Here is a 24,887-nt window from a genome sequence, read left to right on the forward strand (position 1 = left end):
CAAAGTGAAAAATTTATCCCCCCGATAAGAGGGCGAGTGTATACTCTTAGTTTGCTAAGGCTTTTCTTATTTCTAGGGGAATGGGGCGGGGTTGGAAATTGTTGCCTACGCAAGCCCAGGTGGTTTTTACTCTTACTAAAAGCGTATCTTCCTTTTTTATCTCCTGCACAAAACACAAAGAGGAGTTGCCCATTTTTTCCAATCGGGTAAATATCTTGATATAATCTCCGTACCGCGCTGGATGTTTGTATTCAATCTCTAGATGGACTACGGGAAAAGCAATCCCTTTTGCGACATATTGCGCTAAATTTACACCTTTTGATAGGCAGAATTCTGCTCTGCCTTCCTCAAGGTGTTCCAAATATTTCGCGTAATAAACCACTCCTCCGCAATCGGTATCGTGATAATAGATTCTGCGTTCCGTGCAAAAATGCTCCATTGATTATCTCTTATATAAAATAAGAGCGACCCTGACGGGATTTGAACCCGTGCCGAGGGCTCGAAAGGCCCTTGTCCTAAACCAGGCTAGACGACAGGGTCAGTGTATTTCCCAAAATTAAACCAGCAATTTACTCCTCGGTTTCCTCTTCTTCCGCCACAATACTCGCTACGCAAGAAACTCTATCCTTAGGATCCAAACGAATCAATTTCACTCCTTGAGCAGACCTACCAGTTTCCCGAATGTCCTTGACCGCACAGCGCACAAGCATCCCCAAAGAACTAACAATCATCACCTCATCCTTATCAGTAACCGTCTTTAGCCCTACCACTTCACCATTTTTCTTGGTCACTTTCATATTAATGATTCCTTTACCTCCACGTGATTGCGTGCGATATTCATCAATGGGAGTGCGTTTCCCAAAACCTAAAGAGGTTACCGTAAGAAAAGTTGCCTCTTTTCTCACAATCTCCATGGCAATCACTTTGTCATTCTTACCCAATCTAATTCCTCTTACTCCTTTGGCGCTCCTTCCCATATCCCGAATTTCCTCTTCAGAAAAGCGAATAGCTTTACCCTGTTGAGTGGCTAAAATTATCTCCTCCTCCCCCTTTGTCAACTCTACTTCAATTAACTCGTCGGTTTTTTCTAGAGTAATACCAATTATTCCTCCTTTTCGTGGATGTTTGAAAGCCCCGAGGGAAGTCTTCTTCACCAGCCCATTCTTCGTCGCCATTACCAAGTATTCCTCTTCTTTAAATTCCCTTACCGGGACAAAAGCGCTGATTTTCTCATTGGGTTCCAGTTCCAAAAGATTAACTATTGCTTTACCTTTGGCAACTCTTCCTGCCTGAGGAATATCGTATACTTTCAACCAGTGGACTTTACCAATATTGGTAAAAAACAGAATATAATCGTGGGTGGAAGCAATAAACAGGTGTTCAATAAAATCTTCCTCCTTTAACTCCGCACCACTTACACCCTTACCTCCTCTTTTCTGTTTTCGATAGGCACTTACCGGAAGTCTCTTTATATAACCATTGTGGCTTATGGTAATCACCACATCCTCTTCCGCAATCAAATCTTCTATCTCCAACTCCTCCTCTGCAGGAATTATTTCTGTAAGCCTATTGTCGCCATATTTATTTTTTAAATTTTTTGCCTCTTCTTTAATTATCTCCAATACTTTCTTTTCGCTCTTAAGAATTGCTTCATAGATTTGAATGTTTTTAATTAAAGCAAGGTATTCCTCATCAATTTTTTGTCTCTCCAAAGCAGTCAGTCTTTGCAGTTGCATCTCCAGAATAGCCTGTGCTTGTTCGGCGGTCAATTTAAAATCCTTCATTAAGGCTTCCTTTGCTTCCGCTACTGATTTGGATTGCCGAATTGTTTTGATTATTTTATCTAAATTCGCCAAGGCCACTTTTAGGCCTTCCAAGATATGGGCGCGTTTCCTTGCCTTTTCTAACTCAAATGTAGTCCTGCGGATAATGATATTTTTGCGATGCTTTATATATTCCTGAATCATCTCCTTCAGGTTTAAAACCCGTGGCCGATTGTCCACTAAAGCAAGCATGATTATGCCAAAAGAGGTCTCCATCTGAGTATGCTTATAGAGCTGGTTTAAAATAACCCGGGAGGGAGCATCGCGTTTTAATTCTATTACTATCCGCATCCCTTCTTTATCAGACTCATCACGAAGGTCAGAGATTCCTTCAATCTTCTTTTCCTCTACCAATTTGGCAATCTGTTCAATAAGACTTGCTTTATTTACCTGATAAGGAATCTCAGTAATAATAATTGTCTCCTTGCCTGATTTCTGTTCTTCGATTACTGCACGGGCACGAAGCTTAATCACTCCTCTTCCACTACGATAGGCTTCTTTTATTCCCTCCGTCCCACAGATAAATCCGCCGGTGGGAAAATCTGGACCTTTAACGGTTTTTGTCAATTCCTCTACCCCTACTTCTGGTTCATCGATTACTTTCACAATGCCCTCCACTATTTCGGAAAGATTGTGTGGAGGAATATTAGTCGCCATGCCTACCGCAATCCCGCTCGAACCATTTATCAGAAGATTAGGAAGAACCGCTGGCAAAACTACCGGTTCGCTCAGCGATTCATCAAAATTGGGAATAAAATCTACTGTATTTTTATCAATATCCACAAGCACCTCCTCCGCAATGGAAGAAAGCCTTGCCTCTGTATAACGCATGGCCGCGGGAGCATCACCGTCAATGGAACCAAAGTTACCTTGCCCTTCAATCAAAGGATATCTCAAAGAAAAATCCTGAACCATCCTTACCAAAGCATCGTAAACTGCCATGTCTCCATGAGGATGGTATTTACCCAAACATTCTCCTACAATCCGCGCGCACTTTTTATAGGGCTTTTGGTGTTCTAATCCCAGTTCTTTCATTACATAAAGAATCCGCCTATGAACAGGTTTTAAGCCATCGCGGACATCGGGAAGGGCCCTTCCGACAATAACGCTCATGGCGTAAGAAATGTAGGAAGCCTTCATTTCATCTTCAATATCCACAGGAATCACTTTGGTATTGCGGTCATACATAAAAAAATCCTCCTCTAATTTCGGAAGCGATGATAAATTTCTTCTATCCTCTTTCTTATGTTCATAAAAGCATCTACTATTACCGGGTCAAAATGGCTCCCTTTACCTGTTTCTACAATGCGATAACACTCTTCTAAAGAATACGCCTCCTTATAAATTCTTTCCAGACTGCACGCGTCAAAAACATCACAGACACTCACCAGACGCGCAACAAGCGGAATATCCTTTCCTTTTAAACCACGCGGATAACCCGAACCATCAAATTTTTCCTGATGAGAATAAACAAGCTCTATCCCCATCTTGAAAAAAGAAAATCCTTTCTTGCTTAAATTCTCCTCAATTGCCTCCAAAATTTCTTTACCAATAATCGGGTGTTTTTTCATCTCTTCAAATTCTTCGGGGCTAAGACGAGCGGGTTTTCGCAATATTGCATCCGATACTCCAACTTTACCAATATCGTGCAACGGGCTAAAATCATAAACATCCTGAATAAATTCCTCATCTATCTCATCCCTATAGGCACTATTTGTAGCCAATTCCACCGCCAAGGCACGCGAATAGTACTTTATTCTTTTAATATGCTGACCTGTTTCCATGTCTCTTTTCTCTGCAAGATTAGCTAATCCCATTACAGTGGTAAGCGCAAGTTCACGCATCAGAAAACTCTTTTCAAAAACTGTGGAAATGTGCGTGGAGACAAAACGTAAAAAATCTAAGTGCATCTGGTTATAAACATTAGTCTGGGGGTGGCAAAAAAATATTACCCCCACCCCTTTCTCTCTTACCCGCAGAGGTAAAAGAACCGTTGCAGATATTTCGTTACCCAGCATCCGATTGGGCCATACATAACAAGGATTCTTCTCACTATATACTTCAAGATTATTAATCACGCGCGGTATTCCCGTATGGATCACTTCATCTAACTCCGTTTCGCTATAAGGTATTTCATACCCACGGTAGAGAAGCGGTTTTTCGGAAATTATTTTACGGTTGTTGATGCACTCCCCTTCCTCATCTAACAAAGCAAGTCCTACCCTTTCAAAGGGAATGTATTCTTTAAAATTTTGATAAATAAATTCAAGAATGTGGTTAAAGGTAGTCTTGCTATGAAGACGGCTGAGCATATTCATAAACCTGTTATCATGATAAAAATCTATCTGATTCATTCTCTTTATATTTATATGTCTAGGTATCTAATTTCATGAGCGTGTTCTTCTATAAATTTGCGCCTCGGCTCCACCTGGTCTCCCATAAGCACAGTAAATATTTCATCCGCCTCAACCGCATCTTCGAGAGTGACTTGAGTCAAGGTGCGTCTTTCTGCATCCATTGTCGTTTCCCATAACTGGCTGGGATTCATCTCTCCTAAACCTTTGTAGCGTTGAATAACCAGCCCTTCTTTAGCGTTCTTCTTCACATAACTCAAAATTTCTTTGAGACTATAAAGCTCTATCTGTTTCTTATCATCCTTTATTTTAAAAAGCGCCTTCTCCTTATCGTCTTTAGCGATGTAGTTCTTAATTTCCAAATTCAATTTCTCCAAGCGTTTAATCAACTCTTCAATATCCTTTGCCTCGAACAACTCAATTACTGCCAAGTTTCGGTCGGTTTCTGTCTCGTGTTCTTGGGTATAGCGTGACAATTCTTCATCACCGTAAAAGAAAAACTCTTTGTTATTTTCCCGCAGATAATAAAGAGGCAATCTTTTCTTTTTGTCCTGGAGGCTGAGATATTTTATGAAATCAATTCCCTTTTTCTTAAATATACTTTCATAGCGTTCCAATTCTACCAGGATATCTAAAAGACTGCGAAACTGGTTGGGGCTGAATTCTTTCTTTTCTTTAGTGTTGGAAACTAAACTCAAGCCTTCTGAACCCAAATCGAGTAAAAGCTCATTCATTTCTGACTCTGTCTGAATATATTCTTCACGTTTCCCCCGCTTAACTTTATAGAGCGGAGGTTGGGCAATAAAAACATGGCCGTTTTCAATCAAAGGTTTCATCTGTCGATAGAAAAAGGTAAGAAGGAGGGTACGAATATGGCTCCCATCCACATCCGCATCTGCCATCAGAATAATTTTATGATAACGGATTTTGGATAAGTCAAAATCCTCCCCCACTCCTGCACCAATAGCAGAAACAATCATGCGAATTTCTTCGTTGCTCAACACTTTATCCACCCTTGCCTTCTCTACATTTAAGATTTTGCCTTTCAGAGGCAAAATCGCTTGAAACCTGCGGTCACGCGCTTGTTTAGCGCTCCCTCCGGCACTATCTCCTTCGACAAGATAGAGTTCGCACAGTTTGGAGTCTTTCTCCGAACAATCTGCTAATTTCCCCGGAAGGTCTGCGCTCTCTAAGGCACCCTTGCGTCGCGTAAGTTCGCGTGCTTTTCTTGCTGCCTCCCTTGCTCTACTGGCAAGAAGAGCTTTTTCCGCAATTTTATTCGCAATAGACGGGTTTTCCTCAAAAAAAGCAGAGAGAGAATCGTTGACGATTGATTCTACCAACCCCGAAACTTCCGAATTACCCAACTTTGTCTTTGTCTGCCCTTCAAATTGGGGGTTAGGAAGTTTTACACTAATTACCGCCGTTAAGCCCTCACGCACATCCTCTCCTTGTAAAGGGGGATCATTTTCTTTAAGAAGATTTTTTGTTTTACTATAGTTGTTTATTGTCCTGGTTAAAGCAGATTTAAAACCACTCAGATGCGTTCCTCCTTCAATGGTATTTATGTTATTGGCAAAACTGAAAATGTTCTCTGCGTAGCCATCGTTATACTGTAAAGCCACCTCTACGATAATCTGGTCCTTGTCCTTCTGGAAATAAACCACTTTGTGGTGGAGGGGATTTTTATTTTTGTTAAGATACTCTACAAAAGAAATAATTCCTCCTTCAAATTTAAAAACATTCTCCTTATCTGTGCGTTCATCTTTTAAAAATATACGCAGACCCTTATTTAAAAAGGCAAGCTCTCGCAATCTATTGGCAAGAATGTCGTAAGAAAATTCTATCTTATTGCCGAAGATTTCTTTATCCGGCTTAAAGGTAACTTTTGTGCCTGTTTTTTCACTCTTACCAATAATCGTAAGCCGAGTAACCGCCTTACCCTTTTCATACCTTTGGTGAAAAACCTTCCCTTCTCTTCTTACCTCTACCTCTAACCATTCACTTAGCGCATTAACCACCGAGACTCCAACTCCATGTAACCCCCCCGCCACTTTGTAAACACGGTGGTCAAATTTACCACCCGCATGAAGCATCGTCATTACCACTTCCACCGCGGGCTTTTTCTGAGTTTTATGCATATCCACGGGAATACCCCTACCATCATCTATCACGGCAACCGAATTATCGGGGTTGACGATTACTTCGATATTCTGACAGAACCCACTCATTGCCTCGTCAATGCTGTTGTCCACCACTTCGTATACCATATGGTGTAAACCGCGGGAAGAAACGTCACCGATATACATCGCTGGTCTACGCCGTACCGCTTCAATGCCTTCTAAGACCTGAATTGTGGTAGCATCGTAGCGGGAACTTTTTGTTTCCTTTACCCCTTCACTTATCGTTTTCTTCTTTTTAGCCATTTCTTATACCTTGCCAATTTGGAATTTTAAATCTTCAATCCCTTGACTGGGAATCGTTTTCTTCAATCTGCGCAGAAGAAAAGGTTTAAATATATTAAGTTCATACAACCAGCCTGCTTTATCTACATTGACGATGAGTTTTCTTTTTTGCAAATATATCGGTTTTGTGTGCTTAGAAATCCTTTTTCCTACTGCCTTTTCCCAGAAATAAAAAAAATCACTATTTTGTTTTTTGCTTTGTATATTCTGCACAACCCGAGATACTATATCGCAAATTGGCTCAGAGGGCATTTCTTTTTAAACTAACTGCATGGGAAGTACTATATGAATATAGTTAGGCAATCTAATTACTCCCGGTTTATCTGGGTCTTCCAACTCAAAAGGAATTTCTTCTTCTTTTATGTTTTTCAAGGCATCAATCAAATAATACGGATTAAATCCAATTGCAAACTCTTTTCCGCCATATTCCACAGGAATTTCTTCTCTCGCTTCTCCTATCTCAGGGACGATTTTTGAAATTACCAGTTTATCTTTAAAGACCTCAATTTTTACAGAGAGAGATTCCGCAGTAGTAAATAAACTAGCACGTTTAACAGCTTGTAAAAACGGTTCTTTTTTTACTTTTAGTTTAGCCTTTTTCTCTTCAGGAATAACCTGTTGATAATTAGGAAACTCTCCTTCAATTAAACGGGAAATGATTTGGGTTTCGTCCAGTTTGAAACAAACCTGATTCTCGCTTTGAATAATCTTTATCTTTCCTTCATCTCGAAGTAACCGGTTAAGTTCTTGGATTGTTTTTAAAGGAACAATCATTTGGAAGCTCCCCGTCTTTTCTATCTCTTTATTTACTAAAGACAATCTTCTTCCATCGGTGGCTACTAAATTTAAAACTTTGTCTCCAAAATCAAAAAGAATACCATTTAAAATATACCTTGCTTCATCATGTGAAACTGCAAAGATGGTTAAGTCTAACATCTTCTTTAATTCGTTTTGTTCTAAAATTAAGTCTTCTTCTTTTTCAATTTTAGGTATTTTAGGAAACTCCTCTGCAGGGATGCCCATCAATTTAAAAAAACAGGTTTCTTGGGTAATATGAATACTGTTATTTTTCTTGACAGAAATATTTATTTCACCTTCTTCGGGTAATTCTTTTATTATCTCGCTAAATCTCTTTGCCGGCACTGTAATTTTACCTTCCTCTTGAACATCTACAGGAATCGATTTTGATATGCCGATGTCCAAGTCTGTAGCAATCATAACTAATGTATCTTTTTGTGTTTCCATTAAAAAATTAGCTAATACTGGTAGGGTAACACGAGTAGAAACTACATTTTGTAAAGCTTGAACCGCTTCTATTAAATCCTTTCTTTTTACACGGATTTTCATTTCTTCTCCTTTCTATTTTTTATTTAGCATTTATTAAAAGTAATACTTGGGTGTTTGTGGAAAAGTTAGGTTAAAAAATCATAATTTATTATTTTTCAACATAAAAAGATTTACACAAAACAGGGAACAAGTTGTGATTATAGCATAAATTTATCCACATTTTAATTTTAATTTTTTTTAATCTCCTCAACTAACCTTTGCAAGATTTCTTTAAGTTCCTTTTTTAGTTCTAAGTCATTCCTAATCTTATTCCAAGCATGTAGAACGGTTGTATGGTCTTTACCCCCAAAGTACATTCCAATATCCGGGAAAGACAAATCAGTCAATTCCCTGCTCAAATACATGGCAATCTGACGAGGAAGAACCACTGCTTGATTTCTTCTTTTTGTCCGCATATCCGAAAAACGGATATTAAAGTAATCTGCAACCTTCTTCTGAATAGTATCAACTGTTATTTTTTTCTCTTCTTCAATAATCATATCTTTTAATACTTTTTGAGCCATTTCTAAACTTATCTTTTCATCAATCAATTGAGCATGGGCAAGGACTCTTACTAAAGCTCCCTCTAAATCACGGATGTTGTTCTTTATCTTTTCGGAAATAAAAAAAATTACCTCTTGCGGAACTTCTAAATTAGCCAACTCCGCTTTTTTCTTTAAAATAGCACTTCTTGTTTCGAAATCCGGTGGTTGGATATCTGTTACCAACCCCCAACCGAATCGGGAAACTAATCTTTCTTCTAAGCCTTGAATATTTTTGGGAGAACGGTCACTGGAAAGAACAATCTGTTTATGTGCGTCGTAGAGCGCGTTAAAGGTATGGAAAAACTCTTCTTGGGTGCTTTCTTTCCCCGCAATAAAGTAAATATCGTCAATAAGCAACACGTCAATATTACGGTAACGTTCTCTAAATTTATTCGTGGTACGTGTTTGGATTGCGGTTATTAACTGATTAGTAAAATCTTCGCTAGAAATAAAAACCATCTTTACCTGTGCGTTTTTACTATAGATGTAATGAGCAATTGCCTGGAGGAGATGAGTTTTCCCAAGGCCCACTCCTCCGTAAATGAATAACGGATTATAGGCTCTGGCAGGCGATTCCGCGACAGCTAAAGAAGCTGCGTGGGCAAAACGGTTACTCGGTCCGACCACAAAATTTTCAAAGGTATACAGGGGATTTAATCTTAATCTCTCCTCCTCTTTTTTAAGACGGTTTGCAGAAAGATTTTCTGCTTTGGTTTCTATATTTTCTAAAGAGGTAAAATCTATTTTTATACTCCCCAATCCGATTTCCTGCAATGCTTCTTTGAGCAGTTTACCGTAGCGTTCTTTGAGCCATTCGCTAAAGAATTGGTCAGGGGTTTCGATAATTAAAGTATTGTCATCCAATCCCCAAGGTTTAAGTATAGAAAACCAAGTTTCATAACTACGGGGATGAATCTTTTTTTGAATTGCCTCCATTAATAAAGACCAGACAGTGTATTTATTTTTTTCTTTCATTATAAGACTAGTTGTAAGAGGTAATATAATAAATTAAAAAAAATTTTTTGTCAACATAAAAGAGAGTTATCCACATTTTATGCACAGAAAAACGCTCTTCCTTAAACCTCAGAATACAACCCCTACGCCCTGTTTTTTATTTACTTGACTTATATGGATAATTTGCTTAAAATATATCACACCATTTTTGTTATAAAAAAGAGAGGATAGGATGAAAAAAACACTTAAGCCCATCACTATTTTGAAGAAAAAAAGAAGACATGGATTTCGAAGGAGAATGGCTGACCGTTGGGGGGAAAAAGTGCTTAGTAACCGAAGAAAAAAAGGAAGAAAACGCCTAACCGTTTAAGCATGTTGAAAAGATTTCTGCTCTTCTGTTTAGACCTCTATAAAGATAGTTTTTCGGCTCTATTTCCAGCTTGTCGTTTTTATCCCAGTTGTTCTGTTTACACCAAAGAAGCAATAATTAAAAGAGGGTTGGTAAAGGGGCTCTGTAAGGGAATCTTCCGCATTTTACGCTGTCATCCTTTGAACCCCGGAGGTTACGACCCTTTAGAGAAAGAAGGTTAGAGATGGAGAAAAAAAATCTTATTGGTCTTTTATTTATTCTACTCATTATCTTTCTTTATCCTTTTTACCTCCAGATTTTTGCTCCACAACCCTCTCCCAAGATTACTAAAACCGCAGTAATAGATTTCCCCCAAGAAGTAAGTATTCAAGTAGTTGATAAAGAAGAAGTTAAGAACTATGATACGGTTCATGATACGGTTTTACAAAATAAACATCTGCGTATAGAGTGCACGAACAAGGGGGCAGGGATTAACATGATACAGTTGATACAGTTTAATAATCAACAAGAGGGTAACCCCATAAGTATTTATAAAAACGATACTTATAGTAAAAAGATCCTTTATTTTACCCACCCTTTTCTAAATTACGACTTAAATAAAGCGGTCTATGCTTATAACGAATCTAAAAATGGAGTAAGCTATTATTTATTAGTTCCCGGACAATGCTTAATAGAAAAGAAGATTATTTTAGAGGAAAATACCCATCTGCTAAAGTTTAATTTACGCCTCCAAAACTTAGACCAGAAACCCTTACCGGTGAATGTAGGTTTTGTAGGAGGCCAGAATCTTAAAACCAAAGAACCTTGGGAAGAGCGTTACTGGGAAATCGCTTTTGCTCAAGAAGGGAAAATCAAACATGAGTTTTTCCGCCAAATTCGCACCTCTAAAATTTATTTGGCTCCCCTTCCTTGGTTGGCCTTAAAGAGTAAATATTTTTCTCAAATCATTGTTCCCTCTTCAGGAACCACTTCGTTTACTGCCCAGCGTCTTGCCGATAATGGCTTAGAGGTTTCAGTGCAAGTTCCTTTAACAATTCTTCAACCTGGAGAAACTAAGGAAGAAAATTTTTTGTTTTATTTCGGACCACTTGACACGCGTGTCCTGCATCAATATAATAGTGAATGGAAAGAAATTGTATATTACGGGATGTTTGATGGCATTGCTAAATTTATCCTGCGCATCCTCCGAGGAGGTTTTATGCTTTTAAAGAACTATGGCTTAGCAATCATCTTTCTTTCACTTTTGGTTAACCTTTTTCTTTTCCCTTTCACCTGGAAGAGCATGAAGTCGATGCAAGCCCTCCAGAGCCTTCAGCCTCAGATAGAGCGCTTGCGTAAAGAATATGCACAAGACCCCCAAAGATTAAATAAAGAAATATTAGGGATATACCAAAAACATAAAGTAAATCCTTTTGGAGGATGTCTTCCTTTATTTCTGCAAATGCCTATCTTCGTTTCTCTTTATCAGGTGCTTTCGCGTGCGGTTGAACTGAAAGGAGCAAGATTCCTCTGGATAAAAGACCTTTCGCTTCCTGATAATTTGTTTTCTTTTCCCCAGAAAGTCCTTTTTCTCGACTCCTTTAATTTGCTACCCTTGATTATGGTTTTACTTATGTATCTTCAACAAAAAAAGACACAGGTTTATTCTCCTTCCCAAAAGCAGACTACTTGGTTTATGCCTTTCTTTTTTGGGTTTATTTTTTATAATTTTCCTTCAGGGTTAGTGCTTTATTGGTTAGTGAGCACCTTATTAAATTTAATTTTACAAGGGAAGGTGCATAAAGGTTAAAGCGCTATATTTAGCTTTAAGTTTTCACGTGAAAACTGATGGGTAAAATAATTGCAATCTGTAATCAAAAAGGAGGAGTGGGAAAGACTACTACCTGCATTAATCTTTCTGCTTTTTTAGCCCATGCAGGTAAAAAAATATTGGTCATAGATTTAGACCCTCAAGGAAATGCCACCAGTGGTTTGGGAGTAGAGAAGAATAAACTAAATTCTTCTATTTATCAGGCACTCTTAGGAGAAGTGAAACTAGAGGAGATTATCCAGCCAACAACCATAGAGAATCTAAAATTAGTTCCTGCGCGCTTAGAGCTCATTGGCGCTGAAGTAGAGTTAAGCAGAATGGATAAAGGGCAGTTTGTTTTGCAAAAATTATTAGAGGAGGCACAAAGGAATTTCGACTTTCTTTTTATTGACCTTCCTCCCTCTCTGGGTCTACTTACGGTGAATGGACTAACTGCTGCCCATTCTGCGCTCATTCCTGTGCAATGTGAATACTATGCATTGGAAGGGTTAAGTCAACTATTGGTAACCTTGGAGAGGATAAAACAGGCGTTTAACCCGACATTAGCCATTGAAGGGATTTTGCTTACCATGGCAGACTATCGCACTAATCTTTCGCAGGAGGTAATTGCTGAGGCCCGTCAGCATTTTGGGAAGGAAGTTTATGCCACTGTAATTCCCCGCAGTATTCGCTTGGGTGAAGCACCCGGTTTTGGGAAACCTGTTTTTCTCTATGCTCCGGAGTGCGTGGGGGCTCTGAAGTATGCAGAGTTAGCCCAAGAATTTCTTTTAAGAAATACGAATATAAACTTAGACCTTAATTTAACCTCATCAATTTCTTAACCAGGGAGTGAATATGGAGAAAAGAAGAGCTTTGGGGAAAGGGCTTGATGCGCTCATTCCTGTTTCGGCTTTAGAGAAAGAAGATACGCAAGCAATAGTAAATATTGAAGTTAAAGACATTGTGGCTAATAAATATCAACCTCGCCAGAATTTCTCTGCACCGCTGATGCGGGAATTAATGGCCTCAATTCGAGAAAAAGGAATTATTCAGCCGATTATTGTGCGCCGTACCCCTGCTGGCTATGAACTGATTGCCGGTGAAAGGCGCTTAAAAGCTGCCCAAGAACTTGGGTTGACGCAAGTACCTGCAATTATTAAAGATATAAAAGAAGAAGTCGACCTTCTGGAGTTAGCCTTGATTGAGAATCTTCAACGTGAGGACCTTAATCCTATTGAAGAAGCCCAGGCATTTAAACGTCTTATGGAAGAATTTGGGATGGCTCAGGAGAAAATTGCCCAGATAGTGGGTAAAGAAGTGGTTTCTATTGTCAATAAACTCCGCTTATTAAAGCTCCCTCTGCCGGTGCAAGAAAAGATTATCCAAGGGGAATTGAGTGAAGGGCATGGCCGGGCAATCCTTTCTCTCCCCGAGCCTCAAGAACAGATAGATTTTGCCGAAGAAATCATCGCCAAAGCGCTTTCGGTGCGGGAAGCGGAAAATAGAGTAAGGAGTTTAAAAAGAAAAAAGAGCAAGAAGCCAGTTTTAGCACATAAAAAAGACCCGCACTTAGGATTTTGGGAAGAGGAATTACAGCGTCTTTTTGGTACCAAAGTCAAGATTATTCATCGTCGGGAACGAGGTAAAATTGAGTTAGAATATTATTCTCTTGCGGATTTGGAAAGGCTGATTAATCTCTTGAAGAAAAGCAGCAGTTAAAAGGAGGGGTAAAATATGACGGAGCAGACTTTGGTGATTATTAAACCCGATGGCTTGAAAAAATCGCTTACGGGTAATATTCTTACCCGTCTTTCAGAGACGAAGTTAGAAATCATCGGGGCGAAAGTTCTCAGAGTTTCCCGTGAGCTGGCAGAGAGTCACTATGCCCATATGAAAGACAAACCCTTTTTTGAAGACTTGATTAAATATATCCAAGGAGAATTTCACGAAAGACGCAAGGTCATGGCTTTAGTTTATTGGGGAGAAGGGGCGATTGGGAAAGTGCGCGAAATCTGCGGGGCTACCAACCCCGAGGAAGCAGACCCCACAACCATCAGAGGAGCATACGGTAGAATCACCACCAAGGGAGTTTATGAAAATGTAATTCATGCTTCTCGGGATAATCAAGAAGCAGAAAGAGAAATAAAACTTTGGTTTTTACCCGAAGAACTTATTGTAGAAGTTTACCCTACAAAAATAATTGAGGAAAAAGTTAAAAAGCGAGTTTGGGCATAAGCTTTAGCGCTGAACAAAAAGCGAGGAGAACATGACAAAAAGCATGACCGGCTTTAGTAAAGCAACAGGAAAAATCAAAGGGGGTGTTTTGAGTGTAGAGATAAAATCTTTCAACCATCGTTTTTTTGAAGTTACTACCCGGCTCCCTCAAGAACTATTAATTTACGAAGAAGAAATAAAACGTCGGCTTAAAGAAAGAATCCGTCGTGGTTCAATCAATGTTCTCTTTATTTATTTTTCTCCTCAAGGGAATATAAAGTCTGTGAATTTGGATGAGAGGGTGGTTAAACAATATACTCAAATAGCCAAATTGCTCTCTAAAAAAATAGGTTTGAGAGGAGAGTGGGGAATAAGCGACTTCTTGAATCTGCCCGGGGTTTTGGTATGCGAAGAAAAGCACATAGATTTGAGTAAGGAGTGGGGAGAGTGTAGAAAAGTTTTAGATAAAGCGATAGACAAACTGCTTGTTTCTAAAGAAAAAGAAGGCAGGGTGTTACTTAAAGATGTTTTGGCGAATATACAATCTGCAGAAAATTCTTTAAAGAAGATTCAAATGCGCACAAAGCACAATGTAGGTGAATTTAAAAGAAAGATACAATTAAAGTGCCAGGCATTAGCCGGTTTAACCCTTACCAAAGAAAAACTAATGGAAGAAACAAGTCTTTTCTTACGGAATACCGATATTTCTGAAGAGATAGTGCGTGTTCGAGGACACCTCGTGGAAATGCGGAATTTATTAAAGAAAGAAGAAGAAGTGGGAAGGAAGCTTGATTTTATGGCCCAAGAGGCTTTTCGCGAAGCTAATACCATCGGTGCGAAAGCCAACGATTATCTTATTTCCCATGAGGTGGTTTTGATAAAGTCGTATGTGGAAAAGATTCGCGAACAGGTGCAGAATTTAGAATGAAAATTTTGGACATTGGGTTTAACAATTCGGTTGTTTTAGACAAGGTAGTGGCAGTAGTTTCTTCAGAGGCTGCTCCGATGAAGAGACTTCGGGCAGAGGCAAAACGCCAAGGTAAACTCATTGATGCCACCAACGGAAGAAAAACAAGGGCAATAATCATTACCACTTCTGACCATGTAATTCTTTCAGGAATTAATCCCGAAACCTTGGCAGAGAGAATTAGAGCGTAACGGCAGAGATGAAGAGGAAAGGTTTACTTTTTGTGATTTCCGGACCCTCGGGATGCGGGAAGACTACCTTGGGAGAGGAGATTATTTCTGGGAATAAGAATCTGGTACGTTCTGTTTCGGTAACTACCCGTCCACCGCGTCGGGGGGAAAGAAGAGGTAAGGCATACTTTTTTGTAAATGACAAAGAGTTTATGGAATTAAAAAAGAGAAACAAACTCCTTGAGTGGGCGAAAGTTTTCGGTTATTTTTATGGAACGCCCCGCGAATTTGTGGTAAGGAAAATTAGCCAAGGCAAAGATGTTGTTTTGATTATCGATGTTCAAGGTGCAATGCAGGTAAAGAAAAAATTTCCTCACGCGGTATTCATTTTTATCGCCCCACCCTCTTTGCAGGCCTTGAGAGAAAGACTAAAAAAAAGAGGATTGGATTCTTCTTCAGAGATAGAAAAACGCCTACGTCAGGCAAAGAAGGAGATGGAGTTTAAAAGAGAATATAATTATATTTTGATAAACGATGATTTGGATGTTGCCAAGAAAATACTTAATGCTATTATTACCTTAGAGAGGCTTAATAAAAAATAAAATGGAGGTGTAGACTTATGTCTTATGTGCCTATAGAAAAGATTCTCAAAAACGTAGGGAGCATTTATAAAGCAGTTAACTTGGCGAGTAAACGTGCTGTAGAATTAAATGAAGGAGCTCCCAAGTTGGCAAATATCGAGTCTTCTAAAATTTCTACCATTGCCTTGGAAGAAATTATCCAAGGTAAAATTAGCTATAAAAAGACTAAACAGGGGGAGAAATGAAAAGAGAGGTTGTTTTAGGGGTTAGTGGGAGCATTGCTATATATAAGTCATTGGATCTAATTAATTTATTAAAAGAAAAAGGATTAAACATTTCTGTAATTATGACTAAAGAGGCAGAAGAACTGATAAAGCCCTTGACTTTTCAAACGCTTTCCCATAATCCTGTTTATACCGAAATGTTTTCTCCTCCACAAGAAAATAACCCGTTACATATCAGACTTGCCGAGAGAGGGGATTTAATCCTCATTTGTCCTGCCACCGCTAACATTATTGGGAAAATTGCCCATGGTATTTGCGATGACCTTTTAACTTGCACCGTGATTTCTACAAAAGCACCCGTTTTAATCTGTCCGGCGATGAATGAGAATATGTATAAGAATAAAATCATAGAAGAAAATATTAGAAAACTAAAAAATTTTGGCTACAAATTCATTGAACCTGTTAAAGGTAAACTTGCCTGTGGGAAGACAGGCATAGGCCATCTTGCCCCTCTTACTCAGATAGTAGCAGAAGTTTTTGCTCTGCTCAAATGAAGAAGGTGCATCTTCTCATTACTGCTGGTCCCACCCGTGAACCCCTTGACCCGGTGAGATTTATTTCTAATTATTCCACAGGAACTTTGGGTTATATTTTGGCAGAGGAGGCTAAAAAAGAGGGTTATAGCGTTACTTTAATTAGTGGTCCTACGCATTTGAAACCTCCTCAGGGCGTAAAATTTATTGCTATAAATACTGCCTCCGAAATGTATAAAGAAGTAAAAAAACATTTTTCTTCCTGCGACTGCCTCATTATGACTGCAGCGGTATGTGATTTTCGCGTGGTAAAACCAGCAAGGAATAAAATCAAAAAAGGTAGTTCTAAAAATTTGATTTTAAGATTGGTTAAAAACCCCGATATCCTCTATGAGATGGGTAGAAGGAAAAAGGATAAGATTTTGATTGGTTTTTCCTTGGAAACCACTAACCTAATTAAGCATGCTCAAGAAAAGTTAAAAAAGAAAAATTTAGATTTAATTATTGCCCAGAAATTGGGCAGAAATACCTTCGGAGAGGGAAGTATTACCCCCTTGATTATTTACAGAGAAGGTGTGCTTAAGAAAAGTGCTCCTTGTTCTAAGCTTGGGTTTTCTAAGCGCCTCCTTAAGGAGATAAATACCTTGACTTTTAAGAAGTTAAGTGCTAAATTATCCCAAAAATAATCTCAGGACGTAATCCAAATTGTGGCGCGGTAGCCAAGTGGCAAGGCAGTGGTCTGCAAAACCATTATTCGTCGGTTCAATTCCGACCCGCGCCTCGATTTTAGTGAGAGTGATTTTTAGTTCGGGCGAGTGGAGGAATGGTATACTCGACGGACTTAAAATCCGTTGGCCGTTAAGGCCGTAAGGGTTCGAATCCCTTCTCGCCCATAGACAATTTGGCAAGGGAACAATTTATTTTATGGGCGCTTAGCTCAGTTGGTTTAGAGTGCTTCCTTGACATGGAAGAGGTCACAGGTTCAAGTCCTGTAGCGCCCACCAGTATAAGCTTTGAAAATTAAGTGCAAAGTTCAAGATTTCTGATATTTAATATTGCGATATGGATTTAGATACTTTACGACATTCTTGTGCTCATGTGATGGCCCAGGCAGTAAAAAGACTTTTTCCCGCCACAAAGTTGGGGATTGGGCCTTCCATTGAAGACGGGTTCTACTATGACTTTGATTCTCCTCATAAGTTTGCTCTTGAAGACCTAGAGAAGATTGAGGAGAAGATGAAAGAGATTATCAAGGAGGATTTTCCTTTTATAAAGGAGGAAATTTCTAAGAAAGAGGCAGAAGATTTATTTAAGAAATGGGGAGATGATTATAAGTTAGATTTACTTAAAGAAATTCCTGAGGAAAAAGTGACCATTTATCGTAGCGGAGAATTCATAGATTTGTGCCGTGGTCCTCATGTAGAATCCACGGGTAAAATTAAGGCTTTCAAACTCCTCTCCATTGCTGGGGCTTACTGGCACGGCATAGAAACCAATCCCATGCTTCAAAGAATCTATGGGACATGTTTCCTTACCTCGAAAGAACTGGAGGTTTATTTAAATAAATTAGAGGAAGTAAAGAAACGGGACCACAGAAAATTAGGCAAGGAATTGGAGTTTTTCAGTATCCATGAAGAAGCAGGAGCAGGACTTATTTTTTATCATCCCAAAGGAGCAGTTTTAAGGACAATTATTGAGGATTATGAGAAGAGAGAACATCTTAAAAGAGGATATCAGCTGGTGATTACTCCCCATATTTTAAGGTCGGATATCTGGATGCGCTCTGGCCACTATAATTATTATAAGGAGAATATGTATATTTTTAAAGTAGAGGAACAGGAATTTGCCGTAAAGCCCATGAATTGCCCCGGGCATATTCTGATTTATAAATCAAAATTACGCAGTTACAGAGAACTGCCTTTACGTTTCTTTGAGCTCGGTTCCGTATACCGCAATGAAAAAACAGGCGTTTTGCACGGACTTTTGAGGGTTAGAGGATTTACGCAGGACGATGCCCACATTTTTTGCACGGAGGAACAATTGATTGATGAGATAAAAGGGGTAATTGATTTTGTTATCGAAACAATGAGGGTTTTTGGTTTTGACGAGTATGAGATAGAGTTAAGTACCCGCCCAGAAAAATCCATTGGTACCGATGAAGAATGGCAGAGGGCAGAAAATGCTCTAAAAAAATCCTTGAGCGAGAAAGGTTTGGATTGTAAAATAAGTCCGGGGGAAGGTGCTTTCTACGGACCGAAGATTGATATAAAATTGAAGGATGCCTTAAAGAGAACTTGGCAGTGTGCAACCATTCAATGTGATTTTGCTTTACCCAAGCGCTTTGACTTAACCTACACCGCTTCCGATGGTTCTCTGAAAAGACCGATAATGCTTCATCGCGTAGTCTTGGGGAGCATGGAACGTTTTATAGGAACGTTAATTGAGCATTATGCAGGCGCACTGCCTCTCTGGCTGGCACCGGTGCAGGGAATAATCATTCCTATTTCGGATAAAGCACTTGATTATGCAGAGATGGTAAAAGAAAAGCTTTTAGAAGAGGGTTTGCGGGTAGAAATTGATATGCGTGAGGAAAAGATGCAGTACAAGATTCGGCAGGCACAGCTTAATAAAATTCCATACATGATTATTGTAGGAGAAAAAGAAAAGGTTTCAAATACCTTAAGCATCAGGGAGCGTAAAAAGGGAGACTTGGGTCAAATTACATTAGCTAAGTTTTTGGAGCAAATTAAAAACGAGATAAGCGAAAGGAGGTGAAAGGTTATTGAGGTTTCTTAGGGTAAATGAACAGATAAGAGCCAGACAGATTCGGTTAATTGGGGAGAATGGCGAGCAGTTGGGAGTGGTTTCTCTTGAAGATGCATTGAGGCAGGCAGAAGAACACAATCTTGATTTGGTAGAGGTTGCGCCAGAAGCGATTCCTCCGGTCTGCCGGATTATGGACTATGGCAAATATCGATATGAGCAGGAAAAGAGAGAAAAGCAGGCGCGTAAGAGAATGCATATGCATCATCTTAAAGAAATTCGTTTAAAACCAAACATTGAAGAACACGACTATCAGGTTAAACTGAGAAATTTGCAAAAATTTCTTAAACACGGGGATAAGGTAAAAATCACGCTTTTTTATCGCAAGAGAGAATTTACCCACCCTGAGATTGGGGAGAAACTATTGGAGAGATTCTTAAATGATGCAACCCAGTGGGGGGAGATAGAAAAACCGCCCAAAAACGAAGGGAGAAACATTATTGCCGTAGTTGCGCCCCATCATGGTTAAGATACGGAGGTAGAGCTATGCCGAAAATGAAAACTTCGCGTTCACTGGCGAAGCGCATTAGGTCGACTAAAAGTGGTAAATTTAAAAGGCCAAAAGGCGGTAAAAGTCACCTTTTGAGCAAAAAGAGACGTAAACGAAAACTTGATTTGCGCAGACCGGGGTTCATTGCCCCGGTGGATAGAGAGAAAATTCGGAGACTGCTCCCTTATTATTAAAAAAAATATAGGGAAGAATTTGGAATAATTTAGAATTGAATTAATGATTTTCCAATAAAATTCAAGGAGGGAGGGGAGTATTTATGCCCAGGGTAAAACATGCGGTAGCGACACATAGAAGACACAAAAAGGTTCTCAAACAGGCTAAGGGTTACTGGGGAGCGCGAAGTAAACTCTATCGGAGGTCAAAGGAAACGGTTCAGCGTGCCTTGGTTTATAGTTACCGTGACCGCAGGGCGAAGAAACGTCAGTTTCGTAAACTTTGGATTACCCGTATTTCCATTGCCTGTAAAAATGAAGGGATTTCTTATAATCGGTTTATTCATGGCTTGAAGAAAACAAAAGTGGATTTGGACCGTAAAGTTTTGGCGGATTTGGCAGTAAACAACCCCGAAGTTTTCAGTAAATTAGTAGAATTGGTCAAAACCGCCTAAGGTGGAAATGGCGTTTTAGAAAACATTTTTAGTTTCGGATTCTTCTGTTTCGATTTTGAGGAATAACTATGTATGTCATAATTGTTGGTTGTGGACGGGTGGGTGCGGAACTAGCGAAGATTCTGCAAGAAGAAGGGCACAATGTAGTGGTCATTGATAAAAACCCCGATTCTTTTAAACGCTTGGGAGGAAATTTTAATGGTATAACCCTCATCGGCAATGGATTTGATTTAGAGATCTTAAAAGAGGGCGGGGTGGAAAAGGCAGATGCGCTCTGTGCGGTGACCAATGGAGACAACACCAACATTATGACTGCCCAGGTGGCAAAGAAGATTTTTAATGTTCCCAAGGTAATCGCGCGTGTGTATGACCCCCAGCGTGCAGAGATTTATCGTTCTTTGGGCATTTACACTATCAGTGGAACCCTTCTCTTTGCCTACATGATGCGTGACAAACTTATTGAAAGCCATTTCACCGGATATCTCATTGAGACTAAGGAACTGGGAGTATTAGAATTTAATGCCACAGATGATATGGTGGGGAAGTCGGTAAAAGAAATTAATCTTCCTGAAGAGTTTCTTGTGACGACGATTATAAGGAAAAAGAAGGGGACTTTTATCCCTGCGGAGAATACCTTTATAGAAAAAGGGGATATTCTGATTGCCGTGGTGAAAATCTCTACACTTAAAAAGATAAAGGCTTTATACAAAATTGAGTAAGAAATGTATATTATAATTGTAGGTGCTGGTAATGTAGGTAGATACCTTGCGCGGCGTCTTCTGGAAGATAAACATGTGGTGGTGGTGGTTGAAAAAGATTCTTCCCGCTGCAAAGAGCTTGCTAAAGAGATGGGAGCTTTGGTTATAAATGGGGATGGATGCGACCCCAAATCTCTGGAAGATGCGGGGGCAGACCGTGCAGATGTTGTGGCTGCGGTTACTGGAGACGATGAAGACAATTTGATTATTTGCCAATTGGCGAAAGAGAGATTTAGCACTAAACGTACCGTGGCACGGGTTAATGATTCTCGTAATGAATATATCTTTAGTGAATTGGGTGTGGATGTGCCCGTTGATTCTAATGCCATTATTGCCAAGATAATTGAGGAGGAAGTTTCTTTTGCCGATTTTGTTACTCTAATGACTTTCAAGCGGGGTAAATTAGCCATCGTGCGCGTCGATTTAGCAGAAGATTCTCCAGTGGTGAATAAGGCAATAAAGGACTTAAAATTACCTCACGATGCGGTATTGGTTTCTGTAATTCGCGGTGATAAAGTGATTATTCCCAGAGGGGATACGGTTTTGGAACCGCGTGATGATGTAATTGCACTTACTACCGTAGAAAACGAAAAGCAACTTTTAGAATTTTTAGTAGGCAAAATATGAAACAATACATCTTTTCTAATATCGCAAAGGGAATCTTTACCATTTTTATCTTTTACTCTTCTCTTTTAATTTTTTCTTTTCTTTTAGGTCTATTATTCATTAGATTTTTTTAATTTTAATTCCATGTTAGTCAAGCCAAGATTTGAAGACATTCGTTTAGTTTTGTATTATATTGGTAAAATTATTATTGCCGTAGGAATTTCTTTGTCCTTACCACTCTTAACTGCCGTTTTTTTACAGGAAAAGGTGCCACTAATAGATTTTCTTCTCTCCTTGGGGATATTTCTCAATCTGGGGTTTTTATTCATTTTTGTTTTTAAGATAGAGAAAGAATTACGCTGGATGCACGCGATGGTAATTGTTTCTTTAGGCTGGTTATTTATGGCGGTTTTAGGGGCGATTCCTTTGTATTTAAGTGGTCACTGGAGAAGTTTTCTGGATGCGGTTTTTGATGCCATGAGCGGTTTAGCCACCACAGGGCTTACGCTGGTGCAAGACCTTGACCATCTCTCGATGGCGCACCAGATGTGGCGACATCTCATGATGTTCATTGGAGGGCAAGGGGTGATTATCATGGCTTTGAGTTTTCTCGGTCAAGGGATGGGAGGTGCTTTCAGGATATATGTGGGTGAAGCAAGGGAAGAGAAAATTTTCCCCAATGTGATTGAAACTGCAAGGTTTATTTTCGTCTTAAGTATTTTCTATCTTATTTTTGGTAGCCTCATTTTAGGGGGCATCGCTTTATTAGAAGGAGTTTCCTTAAAACGCGCATTTTTCCATGGCTTGTGGCTTTTTATGGCGTCTTTTGATACCGGAGGATTTGCTCCCCAAACACAGAATATTTTATACTATCACAGTTTTGCCTTGGAGATGGCTACGATATTTATGATGTTTCTGGGAGTAATTAATTTTAAATTACATTACAGTCTTTGGACAGGTAACAGGAAAGAATTTTGGAGGGATATTGAGATTATCAGTTTTTCCTCCACTGTTGTTTTAACTTTCTTGCTTGTGGCAGTAGGTTTATCTAAGCTCGATGTGTATCCAGAGGCAATGGTTTTATTCCGTAAAGGATTTTACCAACTCATTTCTGGGCATACGGGCACAGGTTATATGACCCTTTCCCCCCAGGAATTAATAAATTCCTGGCCTGCTTTGGCCATTGTAGGGCTTATCATCGCCATGGGTTTAGGAGGGGCAACCTGTTCTACTACCGGAGGTATTAAAGCTTTAAGAATTGGTTTGGTTTTTAAAGCGCTTATTCAGGATGTGAAACAATTGATGCAACCCGATAACGTGGTTTCAGTAGAAAAATTTCATCATGTGCGGGATTTAATCTTAGAAGACCGTCATGTGCGTTCTGCGGCGGTTATTTTTCTTGCTTATCTTATGCTTTATCTTTTAGGAACCGTGGTGGGGATGCTTTGCGGTTATCCCTTTTTAGAATCGTTCTTTGAATCCACTTCTGCAGGAGCAAATGTAGGGCTTTCCTGTGGGATTACCTCATTCTATATGCCTACGGCTTTAAAATTGACCTATATTCTTCAAATGTGGCTGGGACGTTTGGAATTTGTAGCGATATTTACTTTGGTAGGTTTTCTCATTGCGTTAATCAGAGGGAAATAGTAAATGAAATTTTACAGTTTACAGTTTAAGATTTATAGTATAGCGTTTATTGTATACGCTCTGCATTGTTTACTCTTTACTGCCTGTTTTGCGGGGGTTATTTCTGGCAAAGATTTACTCACTAACCCCAATGAATATGATGGCAAAAAAGTGGTTTATCGGGGAGAAGTAATTGGAGACGTGATGAAAAGAGGAGATTTTTTCTGGATAAATCTTTACGATGGAGATTTCGCCATTGGGGTATATTTGGCCAAGGAACTCCTTCCTTCCATAAAATATGTTGGTAGTTACAAAATAACCGGAGATACTCTGGAAGTAGAGGGAATTTTTCATGCGCGCTGTGTAGAGCATGGAGGAGATGTGGATATTCATGCGGAAAAAGTGAGCATAATTAGCGAAGGTTTTCTCCGAGAGGAAAAAATTAATCCTTTAAGGGAAAGATGGATGAAACGGTTCTTTGTCTCTGGTTCTTTTCTTCTTGTCTGTATTGTTTTGCGTAACTTGTGGTTTGCTTTAAAAATAAAGAGAGCATGATGCAAGAAGAGATTAAGGAAATAGAGAAAGAATTTCTTGAAGAGGTTAAAAAAATAAGCTCTCTTAAAGAGCTTGAGGTCTTAAGAGCGAAATATCTGGGGCGCAAAGGGGTTTTAAGTGGATTTTTCTCCAGATTTTCCCAAGTGGATGTTTCGCAGAGAGCAATTTTGGGTGAAGTACTCAATAGTTTTAAGGAGAGGGTACAAAGTGTAATAAAGGATATAGAGGAGAGATTAGAAAGAACCGCTCAAGAAGGAGGAGAGCTTGACGTTACTCTTCCTGGAGTTTCTTTTAACAGAGGAGTAAAGCATATTCTGACCCAGACGATAGAAAGTATTTTATCCATTTTTGAAACCCTCGGCTTTGTGGTTGTCGAGGGCTCGGAAATAGAGACTGAATACTATAATTTTACGGCACTGAATATTCCCCCCGAGCATCCAGCTACAGAAGCCTTTCATACTTTTTATTTGAGTACCGAAGCCACTACCACTAAGAATCGCGGTTTGGAAGAACTAAAATGCTCTCCCGGAAGATATTTATTGAGAAGTCAGACCTCTACCCTTCAAGTGCGTATTATGGAACAATTTAAACCTCCGTTAAGGGTGGTTTCTCCGGGAAGGGTTTACCGTCCGGACGCAACCGATGCAAGTCACTCTTTCATGTTTCACCAGATTGAAGGTTTTGCTGTAGGGGAGAAAGTCAAATTCTCTGATCTTAAAGGAACTCTTTTTGCCTTTGCTCAAAGATTTTTTGGTAAAGAGATCAAGATGCGTTTTAGACCGCATCATTTTCCTTTTACCGAACCATCAGTAGAGGTAGACATATCTTGTATAATCTGTAAAGGTAAAGGCTGTAGTGTTTGCGGCAGGAAAGGATGGCTTGAAATTTTAGGAGCGGGGATGGTTCATCCCCGCGTGTTTTATTCTGCGGGATATCCTTCAGGGAAATACAGGGGTTTTGCCTTTGGCATGGGAGTAGAACGAATTGCTATGCTTAAATATGGTATTGATGACATCCGTTTATTCTTTGAGAATGACTTGAGATTCCTGAGGCAGTTTTGAATCGCTAATTGGTGATTTTAATATT

At 39.4% G+C, this 24,887-nt stretch carries 28 protein-coding genes and 4 tRNA genes; 24 read left to right on the plus strand and 8 right to left on the minus strand.

The window, feature by feature from the left end; translation table 11 throughout:
• Positions 1-46: 46 nt before the first annotated feature.
• The 8 genes from NC818_03595 to dnaA form a co-directional block, all read right to left on the minus strand.
• Positions 47-439 (minus strand): acyl-CoA thioesterase, encoded by a 393-nt coding sequence (locus tag NC818_03595; protein MCM8783845.1) that lies wholly within the window; start codon positions 437-439, stop codon positions 47-49.
• A gap of 26 nt (positions 440-465) precedes the next feature.
• Positions 466-540, minus strand: a tRNA-Glu gene (locus NC818_03600).
• A gap of 29 nt (positions 541-569) precedes the next feature.
• Positions 570-3,011: a DNA gyrase subunit A gene (gene gyrA, locus NC818_03605; GenBank protein ID MCM8783846.1), complete on the minus strand. Its 2,442-nt coding sequence runs from the start codon at positions 3,009-3,011 to the stop codon at positions 570-572.
• Positions 3,012-3,025: 14 nt separating this feature from the next.
• Positions 3,026-4,177 (minus strand): HD domain-containing protein, encoded by a 1,152-nt coding sequence (locus NC818_03610; GenBank protein MCM8783847.1) that lies wholly within the window; start codon positions 4,175-4,177, stop codon positions 3,026-3,028.
• A gap of 11 nt (positions 4,178-4,188) precedes the next feature.
• Positions 4,189-6,603 carry a DNA topoisomerase (ATP-hydrolyzing) subunit B gene (gene gyrB, locus NC818_03615; protein ID MCM8783848.1) on the minus strand — a complete coding sequence of 805 codons (2,415 nt, stop codon included), beginning with the start codon at positions 6,601-6,603 and terminating at the stop codon, positions 4,189-4,191.
• Positions 6,604-6,606: 3 nt separating this feature from the next.
• Entirely contained in the window at positions 6,607-6,894 is a 288-nt protein-coding gene (locus NC818_03620) for a DUF721 domain-containing protein (protein ID MCM8783849.1), read from the minus strand.
• 6 nt (positions 6,895-6,900) lie between these two features.
• The gene (dnaN, locus tag NC818_03625) at positions 6,901-7,989 is read right to left on the minus strand and encodes a DNA polymerase III subunit beta (protein ID MCM8783850.1); all 1,089 of its coding nucleotides are present in this window, start codon (positions 7,987-7,989) and stop codon (positions 6,901-6,903) included.
• Positions 7,990-8,156: 167 nt separating this feature from the next.
• Positions 8,157-9,488: a chromosomal replication initiator protein DnaA gene (gene dnaA, locus NC818_03630; GenBank protein MCM8783851.1), complete on the minus strand. Its 1,332-nt coding sequence runs from the start codon at positions 9,486-9,488 to the stop codon at positions 8,157-8,159.
• Positions 9,489-9,699: 211 nt separating this feature from the next.
• On the opposite strand from dnaA, the gene rpmH reads away from it, so the two are divergent.
• The 24 genes from rpmH (at position 9,700) to pheS (ending at position 24,862) form a co-directional block, all read left to right on the plus strand.
• Entirely contained in the window at positions 9,700-9,837 is a 138-nt protein-coding gene (gene rpmH, locus NC818_03635) for a 50S ribosomal protein L34 (protein ID MCM8783852.1), read from the plus strand.
• A gap of 2 nt (positions 9,838-9,839) precedes the next feature.
• On the plus strand, positions 9,840-10,058 hold the full coding sequence (yidD, locus tag NC818_03640; GenBank protein MCM8783853.1) for a membrane protein insertion efficiency factor YidD: 219 nt from the start codon (positions 9,840-9,842) through the stop codon (positions 10,056-10,058).
• A 2-nt stretch (positions 10,059-10,060) separates the two neighbouring features.
• Positions 10,061-11,626 carry a membrane protein insertase YidC gene (yidC, locus tag NC818_03645; protein MCM8783854.1) on the plus strand — a complete coding sequence of 522 codons (1,566 nt, stop codon included), beginning with the start codon at positions 10,061-10,063 and terminating at the stop codon, positions 11,624-11,626.
• Between the two features lie 38 nt (positions 11,627-11,664).
• Positions 11,665-12,468 (plus strand): AAA family ATPase, encoded by an 804-nt coding sequence (locus NC818_03650; GenBank protein MCM8783855.1) that lies wholly within the window; start codon positions 11,665-11,667, stop codon positions 12,466-12,468.
• Between the two features lie 13 nt (positions 12,469-12,481).
• Complete coding sequence (locus NC818_03655; GenBank protein MCM8783856.1) at positions 12,482-13,345, plus strand: ParB/RepB/Spo0J family partition protein; 864 nt, start codon at positions 12,482-12,484, stop codon at positions 13,343-13,345.
• Positions 13,346-13,360: 15 nt separating this feature from the next.
• Positions 13,361-13,861, plus strand: coding sequence for a nucleoside-diphosphate kinase (locus NC818_03660; protein ID MCM8783857.1), 501 nt, complete (start codon positions 13,361-13,363; stop codon positions 13,859-13,861).
• Positions 13,862-13,904: 43 nt separating this feature from the next.
• On the plus strand, positions 13,905-14,768 hold the full coding sequence (locus NC818_03665) for a YicC family protein (protein ID MCM8783858.1): 864 nt from the start codon (positions 13,905-13,907) through the stop codon (positions 14,766-14,768).
• On the plus strand, positions 14,765-14,998 hold the full coding sequence (locus NC818_03670; protein MCM8783859.1) for a DUF370 domain-containing protein: 234 nt from the start codon (positions 14,765-14,767) through the stop codon (positions 14,996-14,998). The genes NC818_03665 and NC818_03670 overlap by 4 nt, the downstream gene beginning before the upstream one ends.
• An 8-nt stretch (positions 14,999-15,006) precedes the next feature.
• Positions 15,007-15,579 (plus strand): guanylate kinase, encoded by a 573-nt coding sequence (gene gmk, locus NC818_03675; protein ID MCM8783860.1) that lies wholly within the window; start codon positions 15,007-15,009, stop codon positions 15,577-15,579.
• Positions 15,580-15,596: 17 nt separating this feature from the next.
• Positions 15,597-15,803 carry a DNA-directed RNA polymerase subunit omega gene (gene rpoZ, locus NC818_03680; GenBank protein ID MCM8783861.1) on the plus strand — a complete coding sequence of 69 codons (207 nt, stop codon included), beginning with the start codon at positions 15,597-15,599 and terminating at the stop codon, positions 15,801-15,803.
• The gene (locus NC818_03685) at positions 15,800-16,336 is read left to right on the plus strand and encodes a hypothetical protein (GenBank protein MCM8783862.1); all 537 of its coding nucleotides are present in this window, start codon (positions 15,800-15,802) and stop codon (positions 16,334-16,336) included. Before rpoZ ends, NC818_03685 begins: the two co-directional genes overlap by 4 nt.
• Positions 16,333-17,001, plus strand: a complete 669-nt coding sequence (locus NC818_03690) for a phosphopantothenoylcysteine decarboxylase (GenBank protein MCM8783863.1) — start codon at positions 16,333-16,335, stop codon at positions 16,999-17,001. The genes NC818_03685 and NC818_03690 overlap by 4 nt, the downstream gene beginning before the upstream one ends.
• A 23-nt stretch (positions 17,002-17,024) precedes the next feature.
• Positions 17,025-17,096: transfer RNA gene (locus NC818_03695), tRNA-Cys, on the plus strand.
• A gap of 28 nt (positions 17,097-17,124) precedes the next feature.
• Positions 17,125-17,208, plus strand: a tRNA-Leu gene (locus tag NC818_03700).
• A 33-nt stretch (positions 17,209-17,241) separates the two neighbouring features.
• Positions 17,242-17,319 (plus strand) — tRNA-Val (locus NC818_03705).
• A 58-nt stretch (positions 17,320-17,377) separates the two neighbouring features.
• Positions 17,378-19,090 (plus strand): threonine--tRNA ligase, encoded by a 1,713-nt coding sequence (gene thrS, locus NC818_03710; GenBank protein MCM8783864.1) that lies wholly within the window; start codon positions 17,378-17,380, stop codon positions 19,088-19,090.
• Between the two features lie 7 nt (positions 19,091-19,097).
• Positions 19,098-19,607 (plus strand): translation initiation factor IF-3, encoded by a 510-nt coding sequence (infC, locus tag NC818_03715; protein ID MCM8783865.1) that lies wholly within the window; start codon positions 19,098-19,100, stop codon positions 19,605-19,607.
• Positions 19,608-19,624: 17 nt separating this feature from the next.
• A complete protein-coding gene (rpmI, locus tag NC818_03720; GenBank protein MCM8783866.1) occupies positions 19,625-19,822 on the plus strand; it encodes a 50S ribosomal protein L35 in 198 nt (65 codons plus the stop codon).
• Between the two features lie 83 nt (positions 19,823-19,905).
• Positions 19,906-20,256 (plus strand): 50S ribosomal protein L20, encoded by a 351-nt coding sequence (rplT, locus tag NC818_03725; GenBank protein ID MCM8783867.1) that lies wholly within the window; start codon positions 19,906-19,908, stop codon positions 20,254-20,256.
• Positions 20,257-20,324: 68 nt separating this feature from the next.
• On the plus strand, positions 20,325-20,975 hold the full coding sequence (locus tag NC818_03730; GenBank protein MCM8783868.1) for a TrkA family potassium uptake protein: 651 nt from the start codon (positions 20,325-20,327) through the stop codon (positions 20,973-20,975).
• A 3-nt stretch (positions 20,976-20,978) separates the two neighbouring features.
• Complete coding sequence (locus tag NC818_03735) at positions 20,979-21,641, plus strand: NAD-binding protein (GenBank protein ID MCM8783869.1); 663 nt, start codon at positions 20,979-20,981, stop codon at positions 21,639-21,641.
• A gap of 123 nt (positions 21,642-21,764) precedes the next feature.
• On the plus strand, positions 21,765-23,267 hold the full coding sequence (locus NC818_03740) for a TrkH family potassium uptake protein (protein MCM8783870.1): 1,503 nt from the start codon (positions 21,765-21,767) through the stop codon (positions 23,265-23,267).
• Between the two features lie 3 nt (positions 23,268-23,270).
• Positions 23,271-23,801, plus strand: coding sequence for a DNA-binding protein (locus NC818_03745; GenBank protein MCM8783871.1), 531 nt, complete (start codon positions 23,271-23,273; stop codon positions 23,799-23,801).
• Complete coding sequence (pheS, locus tag NC818_03750; GenBank protein ID MCM8783872.1) at positions 23,801-24,862, plus strand: phenylalanine--tRNA ligase subunit alpha; 1,062 nt, start codon at positions 23,801-23,803, stop codon at positions 24,860-24,862. Before NC818_03745 ends, pheS begins: the two co-directional genes overlap by 1 nt.
• Positions 24,863-24,887: the final 25 nt, after the last annotated feature.

It is taken from the genome of Candidatus Omnitrophota bacterium, from assembly GCA_023819145.1.
In the GTDB taxonomy this organism is placed as follows: domain Bacteria; phylum Omnitrophota; class Gorgyraeia; order DTHP01; family DTHP01; genus JBFWKV01.